The following is an 18,776-nucleotide window of genomic DNA, read 5'->3' as shown; positions in this document are numbered from 1 at the left end:
AAATGTTTACGTAAATATTATTCATTCTGTAGCAACTCTTTTCTGTATTTTATTCCCCATTCTCCCATAGTGTCAATGATGCCCTGCAGACTTTTCCCAAATTCTGTGAGCTCGTAATCAACGGTTACTGGCATTGTATTATTTTGGGTGCGTTTTACTAGATTGTTCATTTCTAAAACTTTCAATTCTTTTGACAGAGTTTTGGCAGCGATACCATCAATTTGTCTTTTCAGATCCATAAAACGCATTTTTCCAGTATAATACAAATGACTGATGATAATAGTTTTCCATTTTCCATCAAGTAAATAGATAGTGTCTCTTACGCCACGGATGTGGCTTTTACATTCAGTATCCAGCTCTATCTTTTCTTTTTTCATGCTTTGAGAATTATATTTCAAATTTACAAATTTGATTTGACAGAATACCCCAAAAAGCTACTTGGTTACTTCTGGGTAACTGGTTACTAAAAGGTAACAGGTATCTTATTGCAACTGGAAACAGACTAACTTTGCAGAGTAGAAATAGGGAAGAGGAACACAAAAATAATGGTCGTCTTTCAGAGTACAATAAGTAAAATTTTAAATTATGTCATTACAGGAAGCATTACATTGGCGGTCTGCTACAAAAAGTTACAACGGAAATGTTATTGAGAAAGATAAAATAGAACAAGTGTTAAATGCCATCCGCTTAGCTCCGTCAAGTTCGGGGTTGCAACCTTTTAAAGTGTTTGTGATTACGAACAAAGACCTGAGGGAAAAACTACAGCCGATATCCTGTCAGCAACAGCAGATTGTTCAGGCGTCTCATATTCTGGTTTTTGCTGCATGGGACGAATATACCCAGGAAAGAGTAGATTCTTTTTTTGAGTTCAGTAACAAAGAAAGAAATTTACCTTCTGAAGCTACAGATGATTACCGTCTGAATTTATTGGGTATGTTAAGTAAGAAAACAAAAGCAGATCATTTCCTCAATTCATCACAACAGACTTATATTGCGTTGGGATTTGGTTTGCTGGCGGCAGCAGATCTTAAAATTGATGCAACCCCTATTGAAGGTTTTGATAATGCTGCTGTGGATGAATTACTTAATCTGCCGGAACAGGGGCTAAAAAGTTCCGTAATGTTGGCATTAGGATATAAAGATGAAGACAGTGACTGGTGGGGAAAACTGAAGAAAGTAAGAAGATCGAACGAAGAACTTTTTGTTGAGCTTCATTAAAAGCAAATAAGTATAAAAGTAAAGGAGGTCTTAGTGATCTCCTTTCATGTATAGAACGTATTTAAAGGTAGAATTTATTGCCAAAAGGTTTGGATGATTTCCAACGTATTTAGGAAGCTATTATTGGTAAAACTCTTAAAGCTTTCAGGCTTACAATGAGTTGCTGAAAACTTCAATAATAGCTTCAATAAGTCCTTTTTCTATTGTTGTACTAGAAGTCACTTCCGGAACTATTGCTCGTAGATTCCCTTCATCATCCCGTTCAAAAACCACTTCATTATCATCTATTTCTACATAGAATTTATAACCATAGGTGAATGTGGCTAGTCTTACATTGAAAAGCAAATCTTGCCCTTTATAAGTTACAGGTAATTCAAATTCTTCCATTCTTCAGGCTTCTGTACATTAATTTTCGGGCAAAGATCGTGAATCTTATTCAAAGTTTAATATTACTCTAGCGATTTCCGAGCAAACAGGATGATTAAAATAAAAGAATCTACTCTTTAGGAGTAGATTCAGTAGATAAGACATCTCATTTTTTTAATTAGACAACAATAAAAAGCACAGCCGACAATGCTGTGCTTAAATTTTTATTTCAAATTTAATTGCAATTTCAATAGTAGTAAGAAAAGCAAATAAAGTTTCCACTTCGATGTTTATTACATAGTAAATGTAGTGATATTTTTAATACAATATATGAATTTAATGTTAAAATTTACAAGTTTTCTACTTTTATTGAAAATATCTGAATTTATTCTATGATCCACTTCTTTGCGGTTATCCTTTGCTAAGGTCTTGTTCATCAAGATATTTCAAGATAAATTCACTTAATACTTTCTTTTCCTCATCATTTCCTTTATTGTCCATATGACTATGATTGATTGAGGTAGGCTGTATGATCATCTTGTATTTTTCCTGTTCAGTTTGAGTCGGAAGAACTCCTTCATCAGCAGGATAGTCATTGGAACGTAAAGAATATATCTTAGGAACAGAGGTTCTGGGAAGAAACATTCTTCGGTTATCCATTGTGATGATCTTATATACTAAATTAGGGTATTGATTTCCGAATAAAGCCACCATATCACCGCCATTAGAATGTCCAATCAAAGTAAGATGTTTGTAATCAAGTTCCGGGTTTGATTTCTTGAGTTCGTTTAATACAAAAAGTAGATTATCAGAACCGTTTTGCCAGAAAGGTCTTCTTACAATTTGCAGGTTTCCTTCCGTTGGTAAAAGTTGATCCGTGCTTTGTTCATGTTGAATGCTTACCGTAAAATATCCTTTTGAAGCCAGCTTTTCAGTCAGGTAAGAATAGACAAAATAATCTCCGCCTTTGTTGAATCCATAACCATGATTAAAGATAATAATCTGTTGATTCTGGATTTTCTTACTGGTTTTAGGTAAATAATAAGCAACGGGAATCTTCCTGTTTCTGCTTTGGTCAAAAAAGGTTAAAGTGTCTCGTTTAACTTCATAGTCTTTATCTGAACTGATATTTTTCTTGACAGAACAATTGATAAGAAATAAAAAAGAAGAAAAAGGAATGAGTGTTTGGATATATCTCATATTTACACGGGTTATAAGTTGTACCAAGATAAGTTTTAATCTAATCCTAATATACAAACTTTATTATTGGACAGATACACGACTAATAAAAGAAACACATGCCTTCGTGGTAAAAAATTAAAAATTAAATCAGCTTGGCTAAAATGAAAACAGAGAGCTCATTGGCTCCCTGTCTGTATTTATTTTTCAAGTTTTTCCTTGATGTATTTTGCGGTGTAAGACTTTTTATTTTTCGTTAAATCTTCAGGTGTTCCTGCAAAAACAACTTCACCACCATATTTTCCTGCCTCCGGACCAATATCAATAATATAATCGGCACATTTGATAATATCAGGCTGATGTTCAATAACAATTACGGAATGTCCCAGATCAATCAATGCCTGTAATGACTTCAGTAATTTCTGAATATCATGGAAATGTAGACCTGTAGAAGGTTCATCAAAGATAAATAATGTTTTATCCGTCGTCACTCCTTTTACAAGGAATGAGGCAAGCTTTACACGTTGTGCTTCACCGCCGGAAAGGGTAGAAGAGCTTTGTCCTAACTGTAAATATCCTAAACCAACTTCCTGTAAAGGTCTCAGTTTGGTAACAATCTTTTCTTCATTATTATCTTTAAAGAATGCCAATGCTTCATCCACAGTCATGTGAAGGATATCAGAGATGCTTTTCTCATCAAATTTCACTTCAAGGATTTCACTTTTGAATCGTGTTCCTTTACAAACCTCACATTCAAGCTCAATATCAGCCATGAACTGCATTGAAACATTGATGACTCCTTCACCTTTACATTCATCACATCTTCCGCCATCTACGTTGAAAGAGAAATGTTTGGGTTTGTAGCCCATCATTTTGGCAACCTTCTGCTTTGCAAAAAGATCACGGATGTCATCATAAGCTTTCAGATAGGTTACAGGATTTGAACGAGAAGATTTTCCAATAGGATTCTGGTCAATCAGTTCAATATTTTTGATGAGTTTTTTCGGGAATTCTACAGAATCATAGTCTCCTTTCTTACCACCCATTCCCAATTGAATTTGAATATCATTGGTAAGAATTTCTTTCATCAAAGTAGATTTTCCACTTCCTGAAACTCCCGAAATTACGGTCAGACTTTCTAAAGGAACGTCTACATCTATATTTTTAAGGTTATTCTGACGAGCACCTTTAATATGAATCCATTCTTTTGCTTTCCTACGTTTCTTCGGAACTTCTATTTCCAATCTTCCTGTAAGATATTCTGATGTTAAAGTATTTGCTTTTTTCAGATCTTTATAATCTCCGGCAAATACCAGTTCTCCACCAAGGTAACCCGCTTCCGGACCAATATCGATGATATAATCGGCTGCATGCATCACATCTTCATCGTGTTCTACAACAATAACTGTATTTCCAAGGTCACGAAGGCTTTTAAGGACTCCGATGAGGTTTTCTGTGTCTTTAGAGTGTAATCCGATGGAAGGTTCATCTAATATATAAATGGAACCTACCAAAGAACTTCCTAAGCTTGTTGCCAGATTAATTCTCTGACTTTCTCCTCCGGAAAGGGTATTGGATGTTCTGTTTAATGTTAAATATCCTAAACCAACCTTTAATAAAAATTCCAGACGGGTTGTGATTTCGTATAAAAGTCTTTTCGCAACTTCTTTATCGTGATCTGATAATTGTAAGTTGTTGATCATTGGAGCCAGTTCATCAAGCGGAAGTTCAATCATAGATTGAATGTTATGTCCGTCAACTTTTACCCAGCTTGTTTCTTCACGTAATCTTAAACCTTCACATGTAGGGCAAAGAGTTTTTCCTCTGTAACGGGAAAGCATTACTCTATATTGAATCTTATAAAGGTTTTCTTCAAGCATCTTGAAGAAATTATTGATGCTTGGGAAAGTACTTTTACCGTCACCTTTCCAAAGGAAATTCTTTTGTTCCTTGGTTAATTGGTGGTAAGGTTTATGAATAGGGAAGTCTCCTGCTTTCTTTATAAAGTCTTTTTTCCATTCACTCATCGTTTCACCTCTCCAGGATACAACGGCATCTTCATAAATAGATAAAGTTTTATTAGGAATCACAAGATCTTCATCAATTCCTATTACTTTTCCGTAGCCCTCGCAAGCCGGACAAGCTCCGTAAGGATTATTGAAACTGAAAAAATGTACATTAGGTTCAAGAAACTCAATTCCATCCAGCTCAAACTTATTGGAGAATTCTTTTACTTTTTCAGTGTCTGTATTTTTTAAAGAACAATATCCTCGTCCTTCATAAAATGCCATTTGAATAGAGTCGGCAAGTCGTTGTAAAAAACTTTCGTCTTCTTCATAGGAAAAACGGTCAATAACAAGATTAATTGTCATCCCTTTTTCCGGAGCAAAACCGAAACTTTCAAGATCTTCAATTCCTGCTACATTTCCATTGATCTCAAGCCTTGTAAAACCTGCAAGTTTTAAAATATTTAAAGTTTCTTTAAAATTGTCAAGATCATATTCTAATGGTGCTGTCAATAGAAAAGAAGTATCCTTTTTTGAAGCCTTGATAAAATCAACCACATCAGAAACTGAATCTTTCTTCACTTCTTCTCCAGAAACCGGAGAAAAAGTTTTTCCGATCCTTGCAAACAAAAGTTTCATATAATCATAAATCTCGGTAGAAGTTCCCACCGTAGAACGCGGATTGGATGAAATTACTTTTTGTTGAATTGCAATGGATGGAGCAAGACCTTTAATGTCATCAACTTTAGGCTTTTCTAATTTACCCAAGAACTGACGGGCATAGGAACTCAAACTTTCTACGTATCTTCTTTGTCCTTCTGCATAAATAGTATCAAAAGCAAGAGATGATTTCCCACTTCCTGAAACTCCTGTAATAACAATCAGTTTGTTTTTAGGAATCAGTACATCTATATGTTTCAGATTGTTAAGATGCGCGTTCTTAACGAAAATCTGTTTTTTTATGTCTATTTCTGTAGTATTAGCCATATTTTGTTTATTCATAAAAGTAACTGTGCAGCAATATTGCCGTCAGTTTAATGGTGCTTTGCCTGGGAATTATCCGGGCGTGTCATCAATTGAACTTGTAAATCAACTTCTGAATCATATGATTAGAGACAACATATAAAAAAATGTTATCCGAAAATACAATTGAAAAAGAATGCTTTCATCGTAAAATTAAGACCCACAAAATTACGAAATTTTTAGTGAAAATTTTATGCTTGTCATATTTCTAAAATTATATATGTTGAATAGAAAAATAAGATGTAAAGTGTAAAATATTGTGTCTGAAAAAGCAAAATATAATCGAATTTAGTGGACTTATTTTGTTAATTGTTCTTGCTATAAATAGCTCAGAGAATGTGTTTGTGTTTTTTTATTAAGGTATTGTTTTATGTTTTAAAATTATTTAAAATTGCATTCATAAATATGTAATATAGAAATGAGAAAATTATTCAGAGATCTAGTTACACATTTAATGAGAAAAAGATAAAATTACTCCCTCAGAAAAAAACTTGACACAGCCCGAATGCTGTGTCTTTTTTATGACAAGTATCATTTGCCTGTCTTGGTGAACTCCCTTACTTTTGAATCCTGTTAAAAGAAAACTACGGAAACGATTATGATCAAAAAGATAGGAAGTGCTTTTTTTCTGGGATCTTTACTTTGGGTAAATGCACAGGAAAAGACAACGGATATAGAAAGCATTGAATTTCAGGGGAAATTTATTTCTACACCATATAAAAGTGCCAATCAGAATATTACGGTAATTACTAAAGAAGAAATAGCAAATTCTCCTTCCAAAAGTATTGATGAGATCCTTCAGCAGGTTCCGGGAATGGATATCAGAAGGAGAGGAGCGAATGGAGTACAGAGTGATATCGGATTCCGTGGAAGTTCTTTTGAACAGGTTTTATTACTATTGAACGGGGTTAGAATGAATGATTCCCAGACAGGACATAATTCTATGAACCTTCCCGTGGATCTAGAAGATGTAGAAAAAATAGAAATCATAAAAGGTCCTGCAGCTCGACGTTTCGGACAGAATGCCTATGCCGGTGTAATCAATGTTATTACAAGAGCACATATTGGAAAAAGAGTAAAGATAAGCGCTGAAGGTGGTGATAACGGCTCTTACGGATTGGGCTTCAATGCGCAGATGGGAAATGAAAAATTTTCTAATACGCTTCAGGCAAATTCTTCTGCATCACAAGGATATATGTATAATACAGATTATGAGATCAGAAATGTATTCTACCAGGGAAAGCTGAATATTAAAGATGGTGATGTTAGAATTCAGGCAGGCTTTTCTGAGAAGAAATTCGGGGCAAATGGTTTTTATGCATCAAGTAAGGCAAGAGACCAATATGAAGAAATGCAGGCTTCCATTGTGAGTGTGGCACATCAGCAGACTTTTGGGAAGCTAAAGCTTAATTCCAATGTGTACTGGAGAAGAGGACAGGATATGTACCTTTATACCAGACAAAATCCTAATGGGTACAGAAATATGCACATCGGAAATAATGTAGGTGGAGAAGTAAATTCCAGCTATCAATGGGGATTGGGAACAACCGGAGTAGGTGTGGAATTGAGAAAAGAACTTTTGGTGAGCAGCAACCTTGGAAATCCGAATCGTTTTGTTTCTCAGGTTTTCTTCGAGCACCATTTCTCATTATTTGATAAAAAATTAAACATCAGTCCGGGGATTTCGTGGGCAAATTATTCCAAAGAAGGAAACTTTTTCTATCCGGGGCTAGATGTAGGATACAACTTTACTCCTAATAGTAAAATCTACGGAAATATTGCCAAAGTGCATCGTGTTCCTACCTTTACAGAACTTTATTATATAAGTCCAACCGAGCATGGAAATCCGAATTTACGACCTGAGAATGCAATCTCATCAGAAATAGGATATCAATATCAGAATAAAAACCTTTTAGCGAAAGTGAGTGGGTTTTTAAGAGATTCAAAAAACTCTATTGACTGGATTAAAAATGATATTAATGATACTACTTGGTTTGCCGGAAATGTGGGAGACATCAAGGTGAAAGGAGTAGAAGCTGAAGTTAATCACAGAGTATTGGATTGGCTTAAATATACTGTTGGATATACTTATATCGACAGCAAATATAACGAGCCGAATGAGTCTGTTTCAAGGTATATTCTGGACAATCTGAGACATCAGTTCATTACAAAACTGGAACTTAAGTTTCTTAAACATTTCACCAATGAAGTTGCGTACAGATATAATGAGAGGGTAAATTTAGGGACTTATCAGCTGCTGGATGAGAAGTTAAGCTTCACTAAAAAAGATTATTCTGTCTATGTTTTAATTAATAATGTTACCAATACAAAATATACGGAAGCATTTGGCGTACAAATGCCTCAAAGATGGTTCCATATTGGGTTTTCTTATACTATTGATATTAAATAATTGTTAACTTGATATTAATGAAAGTTAATATTAAAAAAATATTAAAAAAACATTAAAAAATCTACATTTGCAAAAATTTTGTATGAAACGTCTTTTAGGAATAAGTCTACTTTTAAGTTTATCTTTATTTAAAGCACAAGAGCACATCTCCAGCTTCAATGCCGTGACTTTAACTTACAAGTTTCATCCAAAATTTTTCATTTATGGAGAAGGTCAATTACGAGGTAATGAAGATTACACTTATCCGGATTATTATGAGATAAAGGGGGGATTGGGATATAACCTTACTAAAAATCATAAACCTTTTGTAGGTCTTGGAAGATATGTTAATTATAAAGACCACCAATTAAGCAGGGAAGAGTTCAGGGTATGGCTTCAGGATGTTATTGATATCAAAAAAGGAATCGTAAAATTTGAAAACCGTTTCCGTGCAGAAAAAAGCTGGTTTTATGAACCACAAATTGACAAGACTTCCCAAAGAATGCGTTATCGTTATCGTTTGAATGTGAGTGTTCCTCTGAATTCAAAAACCATTCAGAAAGGAACGATCTTCGCGAATGCTTATGATGAAATATTCCTTGTAAGCCCAATGAAGCCTACTTTTGCCAGAAATAGAGTATATGGCGGTTTCGGCTATCAGATCGATGACTACTTTGGTATTGTGAGCGGTTACCTTTGGCAGCGTGAATTTGAAGCAAAAGGAAACAAGAACTTACATTTCATTTATCTAGCCTTAAACATCAATATCGATGGCACAGATCATCACGTGAAGACGTATGATTTCCCTGGGGCAGATTAAGAAACCTTATCCAGTTCTATCTGTAGATTTAATAATTCCTGTTTAGAGCTTAAATAGTATTCGTTCAATAATGCCTGGTATCTTTCAATAAGAGATGAAAGAACTTTAACTTCATCCTCAAGATAGTGATCATTATTAAAATATATGTATTCGGCATCTGCATACTGCTGAAAAAGAGTTCTGTCCTCAGTTGTTAAAGATTCTCCATAAACTGAATTTTCAAGAAGACTTCTTATTTTTTGTTTAAAGGGTTTTTCTGCCTTCAGTAATTTAGCTCTGTGTGTACGAATTTCCTCAAAAGGCAGTGTTACAGTCATAAACTGTACATAGGTCATAAATTCATTAAGACTGCTATAAAAGTCATCAAACTCACGATCTATCGCTGCAAATTTTTTATATTTATTGATAAGATTTACCTTATTGTTTTCATCTGATTCTTTATAATAATGCTGAAAAATGGCTTTGTCATTTTCATTGAGCTCATCCTTTAGTTTTTTTAATTCTTCTTCAAGTTTGGGTATAAGACTTTTGGCATCCTGTGACCGATATAAGCTGCCATCAAACCTAAATGTTTTTATTTCTTTTGGATGGGACATCAGATAGTTTAAAGTCTGCAAATCATTTTCTATTCCTATTTTTTCATACACTAATGAAACTTTTTTATCACTGAAAAGAGCTGTTTTATCATAAGAACCGGTTACCAGAACAAGATCATCAATATTTTCTAAAACAGGGTTGTATCTGTCATAATATCCATTGAAACTGGAGTTTGAATCATGATAAGAACTTTGGCTCAGATAATATTGAACAAAGCTTTCATCATCAATAAATTCCCCAACATTTTTTATTTGTAAGAGCGTCAGATACTTTTTGGTCATGGTTGCAGAAATACTGTCAAATCCTTGAATAATTTCTCGTGCCAGTCTCGGATCAGGAATTGTATTTTTAGATGGGTTTGTTTTTATTTTTTCAATTCTTTTAGCGATATCCGGGTGAGATGCCCATTGATCTTCAATTTCTATCCTTGATTTATTATAACGGGTAGTATCCTCCAGATCTATCTTAGGAAGCCCGTTTATGTATGGATGATTATTTCTTTCACTGAAAATTTTCATCAGTGAATCCTGATTCTGATAAAGGTTTTGAGGTTGATATTTTTGATTGCTTTCAATATAAAAATTGATAGAGTAGTTCAAGGCAGCATCACTTAGTTCCAGTCTTAGTAATGATGATGCCTGTTCTTCAGGGTTGGTAACAAAGGTAGCAATAGCATCAGCATGATATTCCATTTCTCTTTGAAGAGAAGCATGGTTTCTGAAAAGAAAAGTGGAAATTCCTTTGAGGATAGATTGAAATGCACTGATAAAGCCTACTGAAATGTGCCCGAAAAACTTAAAAATAAGATTTCCTCCGGCAAATTCCATAATGAAATTTTCGTACTCCTTGTTGTTGTATACCGTTTCAAAAATAATTTTTTCAGCCTGATTAACGTAACCTCCGATTTTCATACTTCTTTGTGAGAAATGCCCAAACTCATGAGCTAGGATCGTTCTCAGTTCTCCAACACTGGTAGTATTGATTAGCCCAATTCCGATGGTCAGATTCTTTTTTACAGGTAAAAACATACTCCAGAATACAGAGTTATAACTGACACTGGCATTTACATCAGGAGACAGAAATACCTTTTTGGGAGATTGTACTTTTGTTTCCGCTACAATTTCATCAATCATGGTGAAGAGTTGCGGTTGATGAGTACGTGTTACTTCTATCAAATGACGAGTACTGTAATTATTTTTCCTGAAAATAAACCTGACAAGGAATATAAACACAAAAATCCCAACACTAAATAATCCTGCCGCCCCGAAAAGAGTAAAATAATTTGTGTTAATACTTAACAGCTTTATAGCACCATAGCCTAAGAGAAAGACCATGAAAAGAGAAGCTACAATAAGTATTAAGTACATCAGAAAAAAAACTGATACTGATACAATAGCGGAAATAAGCTTAGATTGATAAGCTTTTGAAATTTTAGGCAGGTTATTAGTCATTGTGTTTTTGTTAATATTTTTCTACTAGATAGCGATAGGCTTTAAGATATTTATTAAACCTTTTAATGTCTTTGGGAGTAAGCTCTCTGTTTACTCTCCTAAGATCCATATTATCACGAAGATCATTGATTTTTACAGCAACAGACAGAAGAGATCTCTCTGTTCTTTTAATAAAATCATCATAGTCTTCTTCAGGATCAAACTTTGTCAGGCAGCTGATGGCAAAAATCATATATTCAGGAAAACCTTCAGACCTTAAATAATCCAGGCTGAACTCCAACGGATGATCTTCTACAACATCATGTAAAACACCAACAATTTTTTCATCAATTGTCTTTCCGTATTCCATTACACGCATTACATGTCCTATATATGGAGCGTGATATTTATCCGTTTGTCCTTTATGTGCCTTATCAGCGATTTTGATTGCTTTATTCAGTAATTCTTCTTTTGTCATTTTTCTAAGAAAATAGAGTACAAAAATAAAAAATGCCTTAAAAAATAAGGCATTTTTATCAAGATTATTTCAGATGATTTTACATATTTGTTTCATCCTCTACAGAAGCGTTCGGAGCATTGTTTTTTACAGATTCAATTCCGTTTTCCATACCGTTATCAGATTCATACATTTGGCTGGTTCCTACAATCTGCCCGTTTCCGGCTTTAAGGTTAAAGTAACATCTGCCGTCTTTAGCAGTGTTTCTTTCAAATTTTGAATCTTCCTGAGAATTAGTTTTTACAGAGCTGATTCCGTTTTCACAAGATGGCTTTGTACTGTATCCCTGACTTGTAAGAATTACTTGCCCGTTTGCAGCTTTAAGGTTGAATTGAAAATCACCGTTTGTTCTTTTTGAAATAACAAATTTTCCCATAGTAAATAGTCTTAGATTGTTTTTTGGTTATTATTTAAAGGACCTGCCTTCGTTATATTTTTGTGAATAGTTTATTTGAAATACTTTTTAAGTTAAAAGTTTTTAGATATAATAAAATTAAGAAAAAATAATTAAATCTAAAACTCTTTAATGTCGTATTGATTCAAAAGTTAAGGACATAAAAAAAACACCCCATTGTGGGGTGCCTTTGAATCAAATTTATGTTATTAAAAGACTAATAAGCTCCTTTGTCAATATAGTGAGCAGCTACTTTTTCAGTTAATGCCACTACATTCGGGTTGTTGGTATATTTTGTAAATCTTCTTAATCCTGAAAGCATCATTCTCTGCTCATCACCTTCAGCGAAAGAAATAATTCCTTCTTTAGCAGCTACAGTGATTTTTTCAACAGCTTTGTAAAGGTTTAATTGAGCCATTGCAGCTTCTACAGAATCAGGAGAGAAATGTTTCTCAGCTCTTAATACAGCAGATTCCGCCATATAAATCTGGTTAAGGATTTCAGAAGCGTTTAACAATAAATGTTGTTGCTTTTCAATATCCATCATGTATTTTTGAAGAGCAGCCCCTGAAACCATTAAGAATACTTTCTTAAGATTTGCAATGATTGCTTTCTCTTCACTCATGAACTCTGAATAATCAGGAACTTCAAACGAAGGAATTCCCATCAATTCTTTGCTGATAGCCATTGCAGGAGATAAAAGGTCTAATTCACCTTTCATTGCTCTCTTAATAAGCATTCCTACCGCTAATAGTCTGTTGATTTCGTTGGTACCTTCGTAGATTCTTGAAATTCTTGAATCTCTCCATGCTGCTTCCATCGGAGTATCTTCAGAGAATCCCATACCTCCGTACACCTGGATTCCTTCATCAGCTGTGTGCTGAGCAAGATCAGAAACGAATACTTTTAGGATTGAACATTCTACAGCAAATTCTTCAACACCCTTAAGTTCAGCAGCCTGGTGATCCATTCCACCTGCTACCAATTCGTCAATTTTATCCTGAACGTTTTTCGCAGCTCTGTAAGAACCAGCCTCACTTACGAAAACACCTGTTGCCATTTCAGCAAGCTTCTTTCTGATTGCCCCGAAAGTAGCGATAGAAACTCCAAATTGTTTTCTTTCGTTAGAATACTGGATAGAGTGGTTTAGGATTCTTCTCTGTGCATCCAAACAAGCTGCCGCTAGTTTGATACGACCTACGTTCAATGCATTTAAAGCGATTTTGAAACCATTGTTTCTTTCTCCTAAAAGATTTTCTACAGGAACTTTCATATCATTGAAGAAAACCTGACGGGTAGAAGAGGCACGAATACCTAATTTGTGCTCTTCCTCACCGAAAGTTAAGCTTTCAGGATTTTCAAGTTCAGATCTGTTGATTACGAAACCTGTAATGTTTTTATCATCATCAATTTTAGCAAATAGAGTGAATGTATCTGCAAATCCAGCATTAGAGATCCACATTTTTTGTCCATTGATGATATAATGTTTTCCGTCTTCGGAAAGTTTTGCTTTAGTTTTTCCTGAATTTGCATCAGATCCAGCATCCGGTTCCGTTAAGCAGTAAGCACCGAATTTTGTCCCTGTTGCCAAGTCCGGAAGGTATTTTTTCTTTTGCTCTTCAGTTCCGTAAAGAACGATTGGTAAAGTTCCGATTCCGGTATGCGCTCCATAAGCTGTTGCCAATGAACCTGTAGTTCCGGAAAGGTAGTCACAAGCAAGCATTGTTGTCACAAAGCCCATTCCAAGACCTCCGTACTCTTCAGGAACTGCGATTCCAAGCATTCCCATTTCACCAAGTTTACGCATGGTCTCTTCTGTAAATGCATAATCTTTTTTCTCAAAACGTTCTCTTTGAGGTACGACTTCTCTATCTATAAATTCTTTCGCAGAATCACGAAGCATTTTTTGCTCTTCATTCAGTTCTTCAATACTGAAAATTTCGTTTGCAGGAATTTGTTTGATTAGGAATTCCCCGCCTTTAACTATGTTGCTCATATGTTATATTTTAAATTTTTAGTTATTTAATTTTGAATTCTTGATTATGGATTTTGAATTATGCTTTCAGTTTTACTTTATCTTGAAGTGTTTTAACAATTGATGTTAAAATATTTACAATACTTTGTATTTCTTTTTTATATTTAATTTCATCAAACTTCACTAATTGAGATTGTGATAATAAATCAATCCAATATTGTGTTTCTCTGGCTTCTTTACTTGCAATTGACATTTTGTGGAGAAAATCTTTTTCTGAAAATCCAGCTAAAGCCTCCTGAACATTCGCTCCAATAGAAGTTCCACTTCTTAATAACTGTTTTGAAAGGATAAATTCATTTTGAGATTTACAGATTTTATACAGCTCGATAATTGCTAAAGCAAAATTGAATGTCTTTTCTTTGATTAAATTTTCTTTTTGCATTAATCCAAAATTTAAAATCCATAATTCAAAATTTCTTAAAGCAGTTCAAAAATTGAAGCAGCTCCCTGTCCGGTTCCAACGCACATTGAAACCATTCCGTATTTGTTACCACGTCTTCTCATTTCATCAAGAAGCTGAACAGTAAGTTTGGTTCCGGTACATCCAAGTGGGTGACCAAGAGCAATAGCTCCTCCGTTTACGTTTAAGATATCCGGGTTTAAACCTAATTCTTTCTTAATTGCAACAGATTGAGATGCGAAAGCTTCATTAAGTTCGATTAAGTCGATGTCTTTTAATTCAAGTCCTGCTTGTTTTAAAGCTTTTGGAATAGCGTAAACAGGTCCCATTCCCATAATTCTTGGTTCAAGTCCTGCTGCGGCATAAGCAACTAATCTTGCTTCAGGCTCAAGTCCTAATTCTTTTACCATTTCTTCACTCATTACCATTACGAAAGCTGCTCCGTCACTCATTTGAGAAGAGTTTCCGGCAGTTACACTTCCTCCGTTAGCAAATACTGGTCTAAGTTTAGCTAAACCTGCTAAAGATGTGTCAGCTCTTGGACCTTCATCTACAGAGAAATCAAATTTCTTAGTCTGAAGCTTTTGATTTTCGTCAAGGAAGTTATATTCTACAGGGATCGGAACAATCTGGTTGGCAAATTTACCTTCCTGATTGGCTTTTAAAGCTTTCATATGAGATTCAAAAGCGAATTGATCCTGTTCTTCTCTTGTAATATTGTATTGTTTTGCTACTTCTTCAGCAGTATAACCCATTCCCCAGTAATAATCAGGGTTTGTCTTTGCAATATCTGTTTCCGGAACTGGCTTATAACCTCCCATAGGAATATACGACATAGATTCTGTACCACCAGCAATGATACAATCTGCCATACCAGCCTGAATTTTTGCAGAAGCAATAGCAATTGCCTCACTTCCTGAAGCACAATATCTGTTTACGGTAACTCCTGGAACTTTATCTGTATTTAAACCCATTAAGGAAATCAAACGTGCTACGTTCAAACCTTGCTCAGCCTCAGGCATTGCATTTCCTACAATAAGGTCATCAATTCTATTTTTGTCTAATTGCGGAAGCTCAGCCATTAATTTTTCAATCACTGTAGCTGCCATGACGTCAGGACGAGTGAAGCGTAGGGAACCTTTTGGTGCTTTTCCTACTGCTGATCTGAATCCTTTTACAATATATGCTGTTTTCATTTTTTTGTTTAATTAAATTGTTTTTGAAAGATTTTGCCTCGGAGAGGTAAACTGTTCATCGCTGATTGTTTATGCTTTTTTGGGGAGCTCCGTAAGAGCGACCTGTTAATCTTCGATCCATTCAAATAAATATACCGAATCAACACTGCTTTTAGAGTAAGAAAAAGCTTCATATCCTTCCTGCCAATTGATTCGCTCCTACGGAGCTTTCTGCTAGTTTCTTAGCGGCTTACCATTCTGTAGCATATACTGAATTCTCTCTAAAGTTTTTCTTTCACCACAAAGCTGAAGGAATGTTTCTCTTTCAAGGTTCAATAAATATTGTTCAGTAACTACTGTTGGCTCAGATAAGTTTCCACCTACCATTACGTTGGCTAGTTTGTCTGCAATCTTTTTATCATGTGCTGAAATATAGTTTCCGGTAAGCATCTGATCTGTTCCTACGTAGAACATTCCTAATGCATCTTTACCAAGAACTTTTACTTTTTGCTCGATAGGCTGAGTATATCCTTGTTCTGCTAATAGTTTTGCTACTTTTTTAGCTTCAGCAATCTGTCTGTTTTTGCTTACAGAAACAATGTCTTTACCTTTTTCAAGGATTCCCATGTCGTAAGCTTCATATGCTGAAGTGGCTACTTTACCCATTGCAATGTTCATGAAAGCATCACGAAGTCTGTTGTTCTTAACGTCATCACTGTGGAATTCTCTGGAAGTTCTTAGGGTAAGTTCTTTAGTTCCACCACCACCAGGGATTACACCTACTCCGGTTTCTACCAGTCCGATATAAGTTTCTGCTGCTGCAACCACTCTGTCTGCGTGCATGGTCATTTCGCAACCACCACCTAAAGTCATTCCGTGTGGAGCAACTACTACAGGAATAGAAGAGTAACGAACCCTCATCATAGATTTCTGGAAGTAAGCAATAGCCATATTCAGATCATCCCAATCTTGCTCAATAGCCATCATAAGGATCATAGCAAGGTTGGCACCTACAGAGAAGTTCGCTCCTTGGTTTCCTACTACAAGCCCATCATATTCTTTTTCAGCTAAATCAATTGCTCGGTTTAATCCATCAAGAACTTCGCCTCCAAGAGAGTTCATTTTTGAACGGATCTCGAAGTTGATGATACCATCACCTAAATCAAGAATTGCAGCACCTGAATTGCTCCAAAGTGTTTTATTTTTTCTGATATTATCAAGGATAATGAAAGCATCCTGTCCAGGAATTTTGTTGTATTCTCCTGAATTTTTATCAACGTAAATGCTTTGTCCTTCTTCATTAACTTTATAGAAAGTCTCTACATTTTTTACCCAGTCTGAAACTTCGTAACCAGCATCTTTAGCTAATTCGATACCTTTCTGAACACCTACAGCGTCCCAGATTTCAAACGGACCGTTTTCCCATCCGAAACCAGCTCTCATGGCATCGTCAATTTTGTAAACTTCATCAGAAATTTCAGGAACTTTATGAGAAACATAAGCGAATAATGCTCCTAAAGACTTTCTGTATAGTTCACCTGCTTTATCTTTACCTCCAATCAGTACTTTGAATCTGTCGATAGGTTTATCAATAGCTTTAGTTAATTCAAGAGTAGGGAATGACGATTTTCCTTGAAGTTCATATTCTAGTGTATCAAGATTCAATCCGTGAATTTCAGATTTTCCTTCCGCATTTTTCACTTTTTTGTAAAATCCTTGTTCTGTTTTTGAACCTAACCATTTATTATCCATCATTTTTTGGATATAGTCAGGAAGAGCAAATACATCATTAAAGTCATTCGCTTCAGCACCGCTTTGACGAACTCCGTTAGCCACCATTACCAAGGTATCAAGACCTACAACATCAGCTGTTCTGAATGTAGCAGATTTTGGACGACCGATAACAGGACCTGTTAATTTATCAACCTCAGAAACTGTAAGTCCTAATTTCTGTACATTATGAAGAAGATCCATCATAGAAAATACCCCAATTCTGTTTGCGATGAAAGCAGGAGTGTCTTTTGCTAAAACGGTCGTTTTGCCTAAGAATTTAGCTCCATAGTTCATATAGAAGTCTATGATCTCAGGATCTGTATCGTTAGTTGGAATGATCTCAAGAAGAGGAAGATATCTTACCGGATTGAAGAAGTGAGTTCCTGCAAAGTATTTTTTGAAATCTTCGCTTCTTCCTTCTGTCAATAAATGGATTGGAATACCGGATGTATTAGAAGAAATTAATGTTCCCGGTTTTCTGAACTGTTCAATTTTTTCGTATACGGACTTTTTAATGTCAAGTCTTTCTACTACTACTTCAATGATCCAGTCTGTATTTTTTATTTTCTGTAAATCATCATCGAAATTTCCGACTTTGATTCTGTCTGCAAACTTTGGAGAGTAAAGAAGTGCAGGGCTTGATTTCTTAAGTTTTTCAAAGTTTTCGGTAGCAATTCTGTTTCTTACTGCCTTATCTTCTTTGGTCAAACCTTTTTTCTGTTCAGCTTCAGTCAGTTCAAAAGGTACAATATCTAAAAGTGACACTTCCACACCAATATTGGCGAAGTGAGCCGCAATACCGCTACCCATAATTCCTGAACCAAGAACCGTTACATGTTTGATTCTTCTTTTCATATGTAAATTTTAATTATTTGAAAGGTTATGTAACCTTACGGTTTCATTGTAATTATTTCCTATTATTTAAGAGCTCATTGGCTATTTTCATGATCTCTGTCATCACATCCTTAAATGTATCCATCTTCTCCTGAGAAATCTTTTCCATTACCTTCTTATTAAAGTTAACCACGACTTCTTTAGACATATTTCTGGAGTTTAATCCTTTATCTGTAAGTTTGATAATCACTTCTCTTTTATCAGTAGTGGTTTTCTCTTTATAGATATATCCGTTGTCTTCCAGAAGTTTAATGATTCTCGTGAGGGAAGTGGGTTCAATAGCCATCTTAGGTCCAAGATTTGTGCTTCTTGTTCCTTCTTTGGGATCAATTTTAAGAAGGGTGAGGGCTTGTACAGCTGTGGAGTCATGCTCCTGAGCCAATTCTGTGTACATTTTAGAAACAGCCAACCAGGTCTGTTTTAAAATTAAGTCTACGTTTTCTATTTTTTCCTTATTATTATCCATCATTTTTGCGCTAATGGTTTTACCCAAATTTAGTAAATATTATGCATGCATAGTATTTATTAACGTTAAATTTTGTTAATAGATTGAAAATAAA

The 18,776-nt window shown here is 35.0% G+C and carries 15 protein-coding genes; 3 read left to right on the top strand and 12 right to left on the bottom strand.

The window, feature by feature from the left end:
- Positions 1-17 precede the first annotated feature (17 nt).
- On the bottom strand, positions 18-398 hold the full coding sequence (locus BBI01_RS10525; protein ID WP_228393980.1) for a winged helix-turn-helix transcriptional regulator: 381 nt from the start codon (positions 396-398) through the stop codon (positions 18-20).
- 187 nt (positions 399-585) lie between these two features.
- Here BBI01_RS10525 and BBI01_RS10520 point away from each other — a divergent pair, with 187 nt between their 5' ends.
- Positions 586-1,218 (top strand): NAD(P)H-dependent oxidoreductase, encoded by a 633-nt coding sequence (locus BBI01_RS10520; RefSeq protein ID WP_065394614.1) that lies wholly within the window; start codon positions 586-588, stop codon positions 1,216-1,218.
- Between the two features lie 150 nt (positions 1,219-1,368).
- On the opposite strand, the gene BBI01_RS10515 is transcribed toward BBI01_RS10520, so the two are convergent.
- From BBI01_RS10515 to uvrA, 3 genes are all read right to left on the bottom strand, one after another.
- Positions 1,369-1,605, bottom strand: coding sequence for a hypothetical protein (locus BBI01_RS10515; protein ID WP_065394613.1), 237 nt, complete (start codon positions 1,603-1,605; stop codon positions 1,369-1,371).
- Between the two features lie 390 nt (positions 1,606-1,995).
- Positions 1,996-2,784 (bottom strand): alpha/beta hydrolase family protein, encoded by a 789-nt coding sequence (locus tag BBI01_RS10510; protein ID WP_065394833.1) that lies wholly within the window; start codon positions 2,782-2,784, stop codon positions 1,996-1,998.
- A 179-nt stretch (positions 2,785-2,963) separates the two neighbouring features.
- The gene (gene uvrA / locus BBI01_RS10505) at positions 2,964-5,756 is read right to left on the bottom strand and encodes an excinuclease ABC subunit UvrA (RefSeq protein WP_065394832.1); all 2,793 of its coding nucleotides are present in this window, start codon (positions 5,754-5,756) and stop codon (positions 2,964-2,966) included.
- 634 nt (positions 5,757-6,390) lie between these two features.
- Between uvrA and BBI01_RS10500 the strand changes: the two genes are divergently transcribed.
- Both BBI01_RS10500 and BBI01_RS10495 read left to right on the top strand, forming a co-directional pair.
- A complete protein-coding gene (locus BBI01_RS10500; RefSeq protein ID WP_065394612.1) occupies positions 6,391-8,202 on the top strand; it encodes a TonB-dependent receptor plug domain-containing protein in 1,812 nt (603 codons plus the stop codon).
- Between the two features lie 82 nt (positions 8,203-8,284).
- The gene (locus BBI01_RS10495) at positions 8,285-9,001 is read left to right on the top strand and encodes a DUF2490 domain-containing protein (protein ID WP_065394611.1); all 717 of its coding nucleotides are present in this window, start codon (positions 8,285-8,287) and stop codon (positions 8,999-9,001) included.
- Here BBI01_RS10495 and BBI01_RS10490 read toward each other — a convergent pair.
- The 8 genes from BBI01_RS10490 to BBI01_RS10455 form a co-directional block, all read right to left on the bottom strand.
- Positions 8,998-11,049: a M48 family metalloprotease gene (locus BBI01_RS10490; RefSeq protein ID WP_065394610.1), complete on the bottom strand. Its 2,052-nt coding sequence runs from the start codon at positions 11,047-11,049 to the stop codon at positions 8,998-9,000. The genes BBI01_RS10495 and BBI01_RS10490 overlap by 4 nt on opposite strands.
- 10 nt (positions 11,050-11,059) lie before the next feature.
- Positions 11,060-11,506: a phosphohydrolase gene (locus tag BBI01_RS10485; protein ID WP_065394609.1), complete on the bottom strand. Its 447-nt coding sequence runs from the start codon at positions 11,504-11,506 to the stop codon at positions 11,060-11,062.
- 79 nt (positions 11,507-11,585) lie between these two features.
- The gene (locus BBI01_RS10480; RefSeq protein ID WP_065394608.1) at positions 11,586-11,921 is read right to left on the bottom strand and encodes a YegP family protein; all 336 of its coding nucleotides are present in this window, start codon (positions 11,919-11,921) and stop codon (positions 11,586-11,588) included.
- A 235-nt stretch (positions 11,922-12,156) separates the two neighbouring features.
- Complete coding sequence (locus tag BBI01_RS10475) at positions 12,157-13,935, bottom strand: acyl-CoA dehydrogenase FadE (protein WP_065394607.1); 1,779 nt, start codon at positions 13,933-13,935, stop codon at positions 12,157-12,159.
- Between the two features lie 58 nt (positions 13,936-13,993).
- On the bottom strand, positions 13,994-14,356 hold the full coding sequence (locus BBI01_RS10470) for a four helix bundle protein (protein WP_065394606.1): 363 nt from the start codon (positions 14,354-14,356) through the stop codon (positions 13,994-13,996).
- A gap of 35 nt (positions 14,357-14,391) precedes the next feature.
- Complete coding sequence (locus BBI01_RS10465) at positions 14,392-15,570, bottom strand: thiolase family protein (protein ID WP_065394605.1); 1,179 nt, start codon at positions 15,568-15,570, stop codon at positions 14,392-14,394.
- 213 nt (positions 15,571-15,783) lie between these two features.
- Positions 15,784-18,177, bottom strand: coding sequence for a 3-hydroxyacyl-CoA dehydrogenase/enoyl-CoA hydratase family protein (locus tag BBI01_RS10460; RefSeq protein WP_065394604.1), 2,394 nt, complete (start codon positions 18,175-18,177; stop codon positions 15,784-15,786).
- Positions 18,178-18,229: 52 nt separating this feature from the next.
- Positions 18,230-18,682 carry a MarR family winged helix-turn-helix transcriptional regulator gene (locus BBI01_RS10455; protein WP_065394831.1) on the bottom strand — a complete coding sequence of 151 codons (453 nt, stop codon included), beginning with the start codon at positions 18,680-18,682 and terminating at the stop codon, positions 18,230-18,232.
- Between the last annotated feature and the right edge of the window lie 94 nt (positions 18,683-18,776).

Origin of the sequence: Chryseobacterium artocarpi, assembly GCF_001684975.1 — a bacterium.
Taxonomy (GTDB): domain Bacteria; phylum Bacteroidota; class Bacteroidia; order Flavobacteriales; family Weeksellaceae; genus Chryseobacterium; species Chryseobacterium artocarpi.
This window is presented reverse-complemented; position numbering and strand designations above follow the sequence as displayed.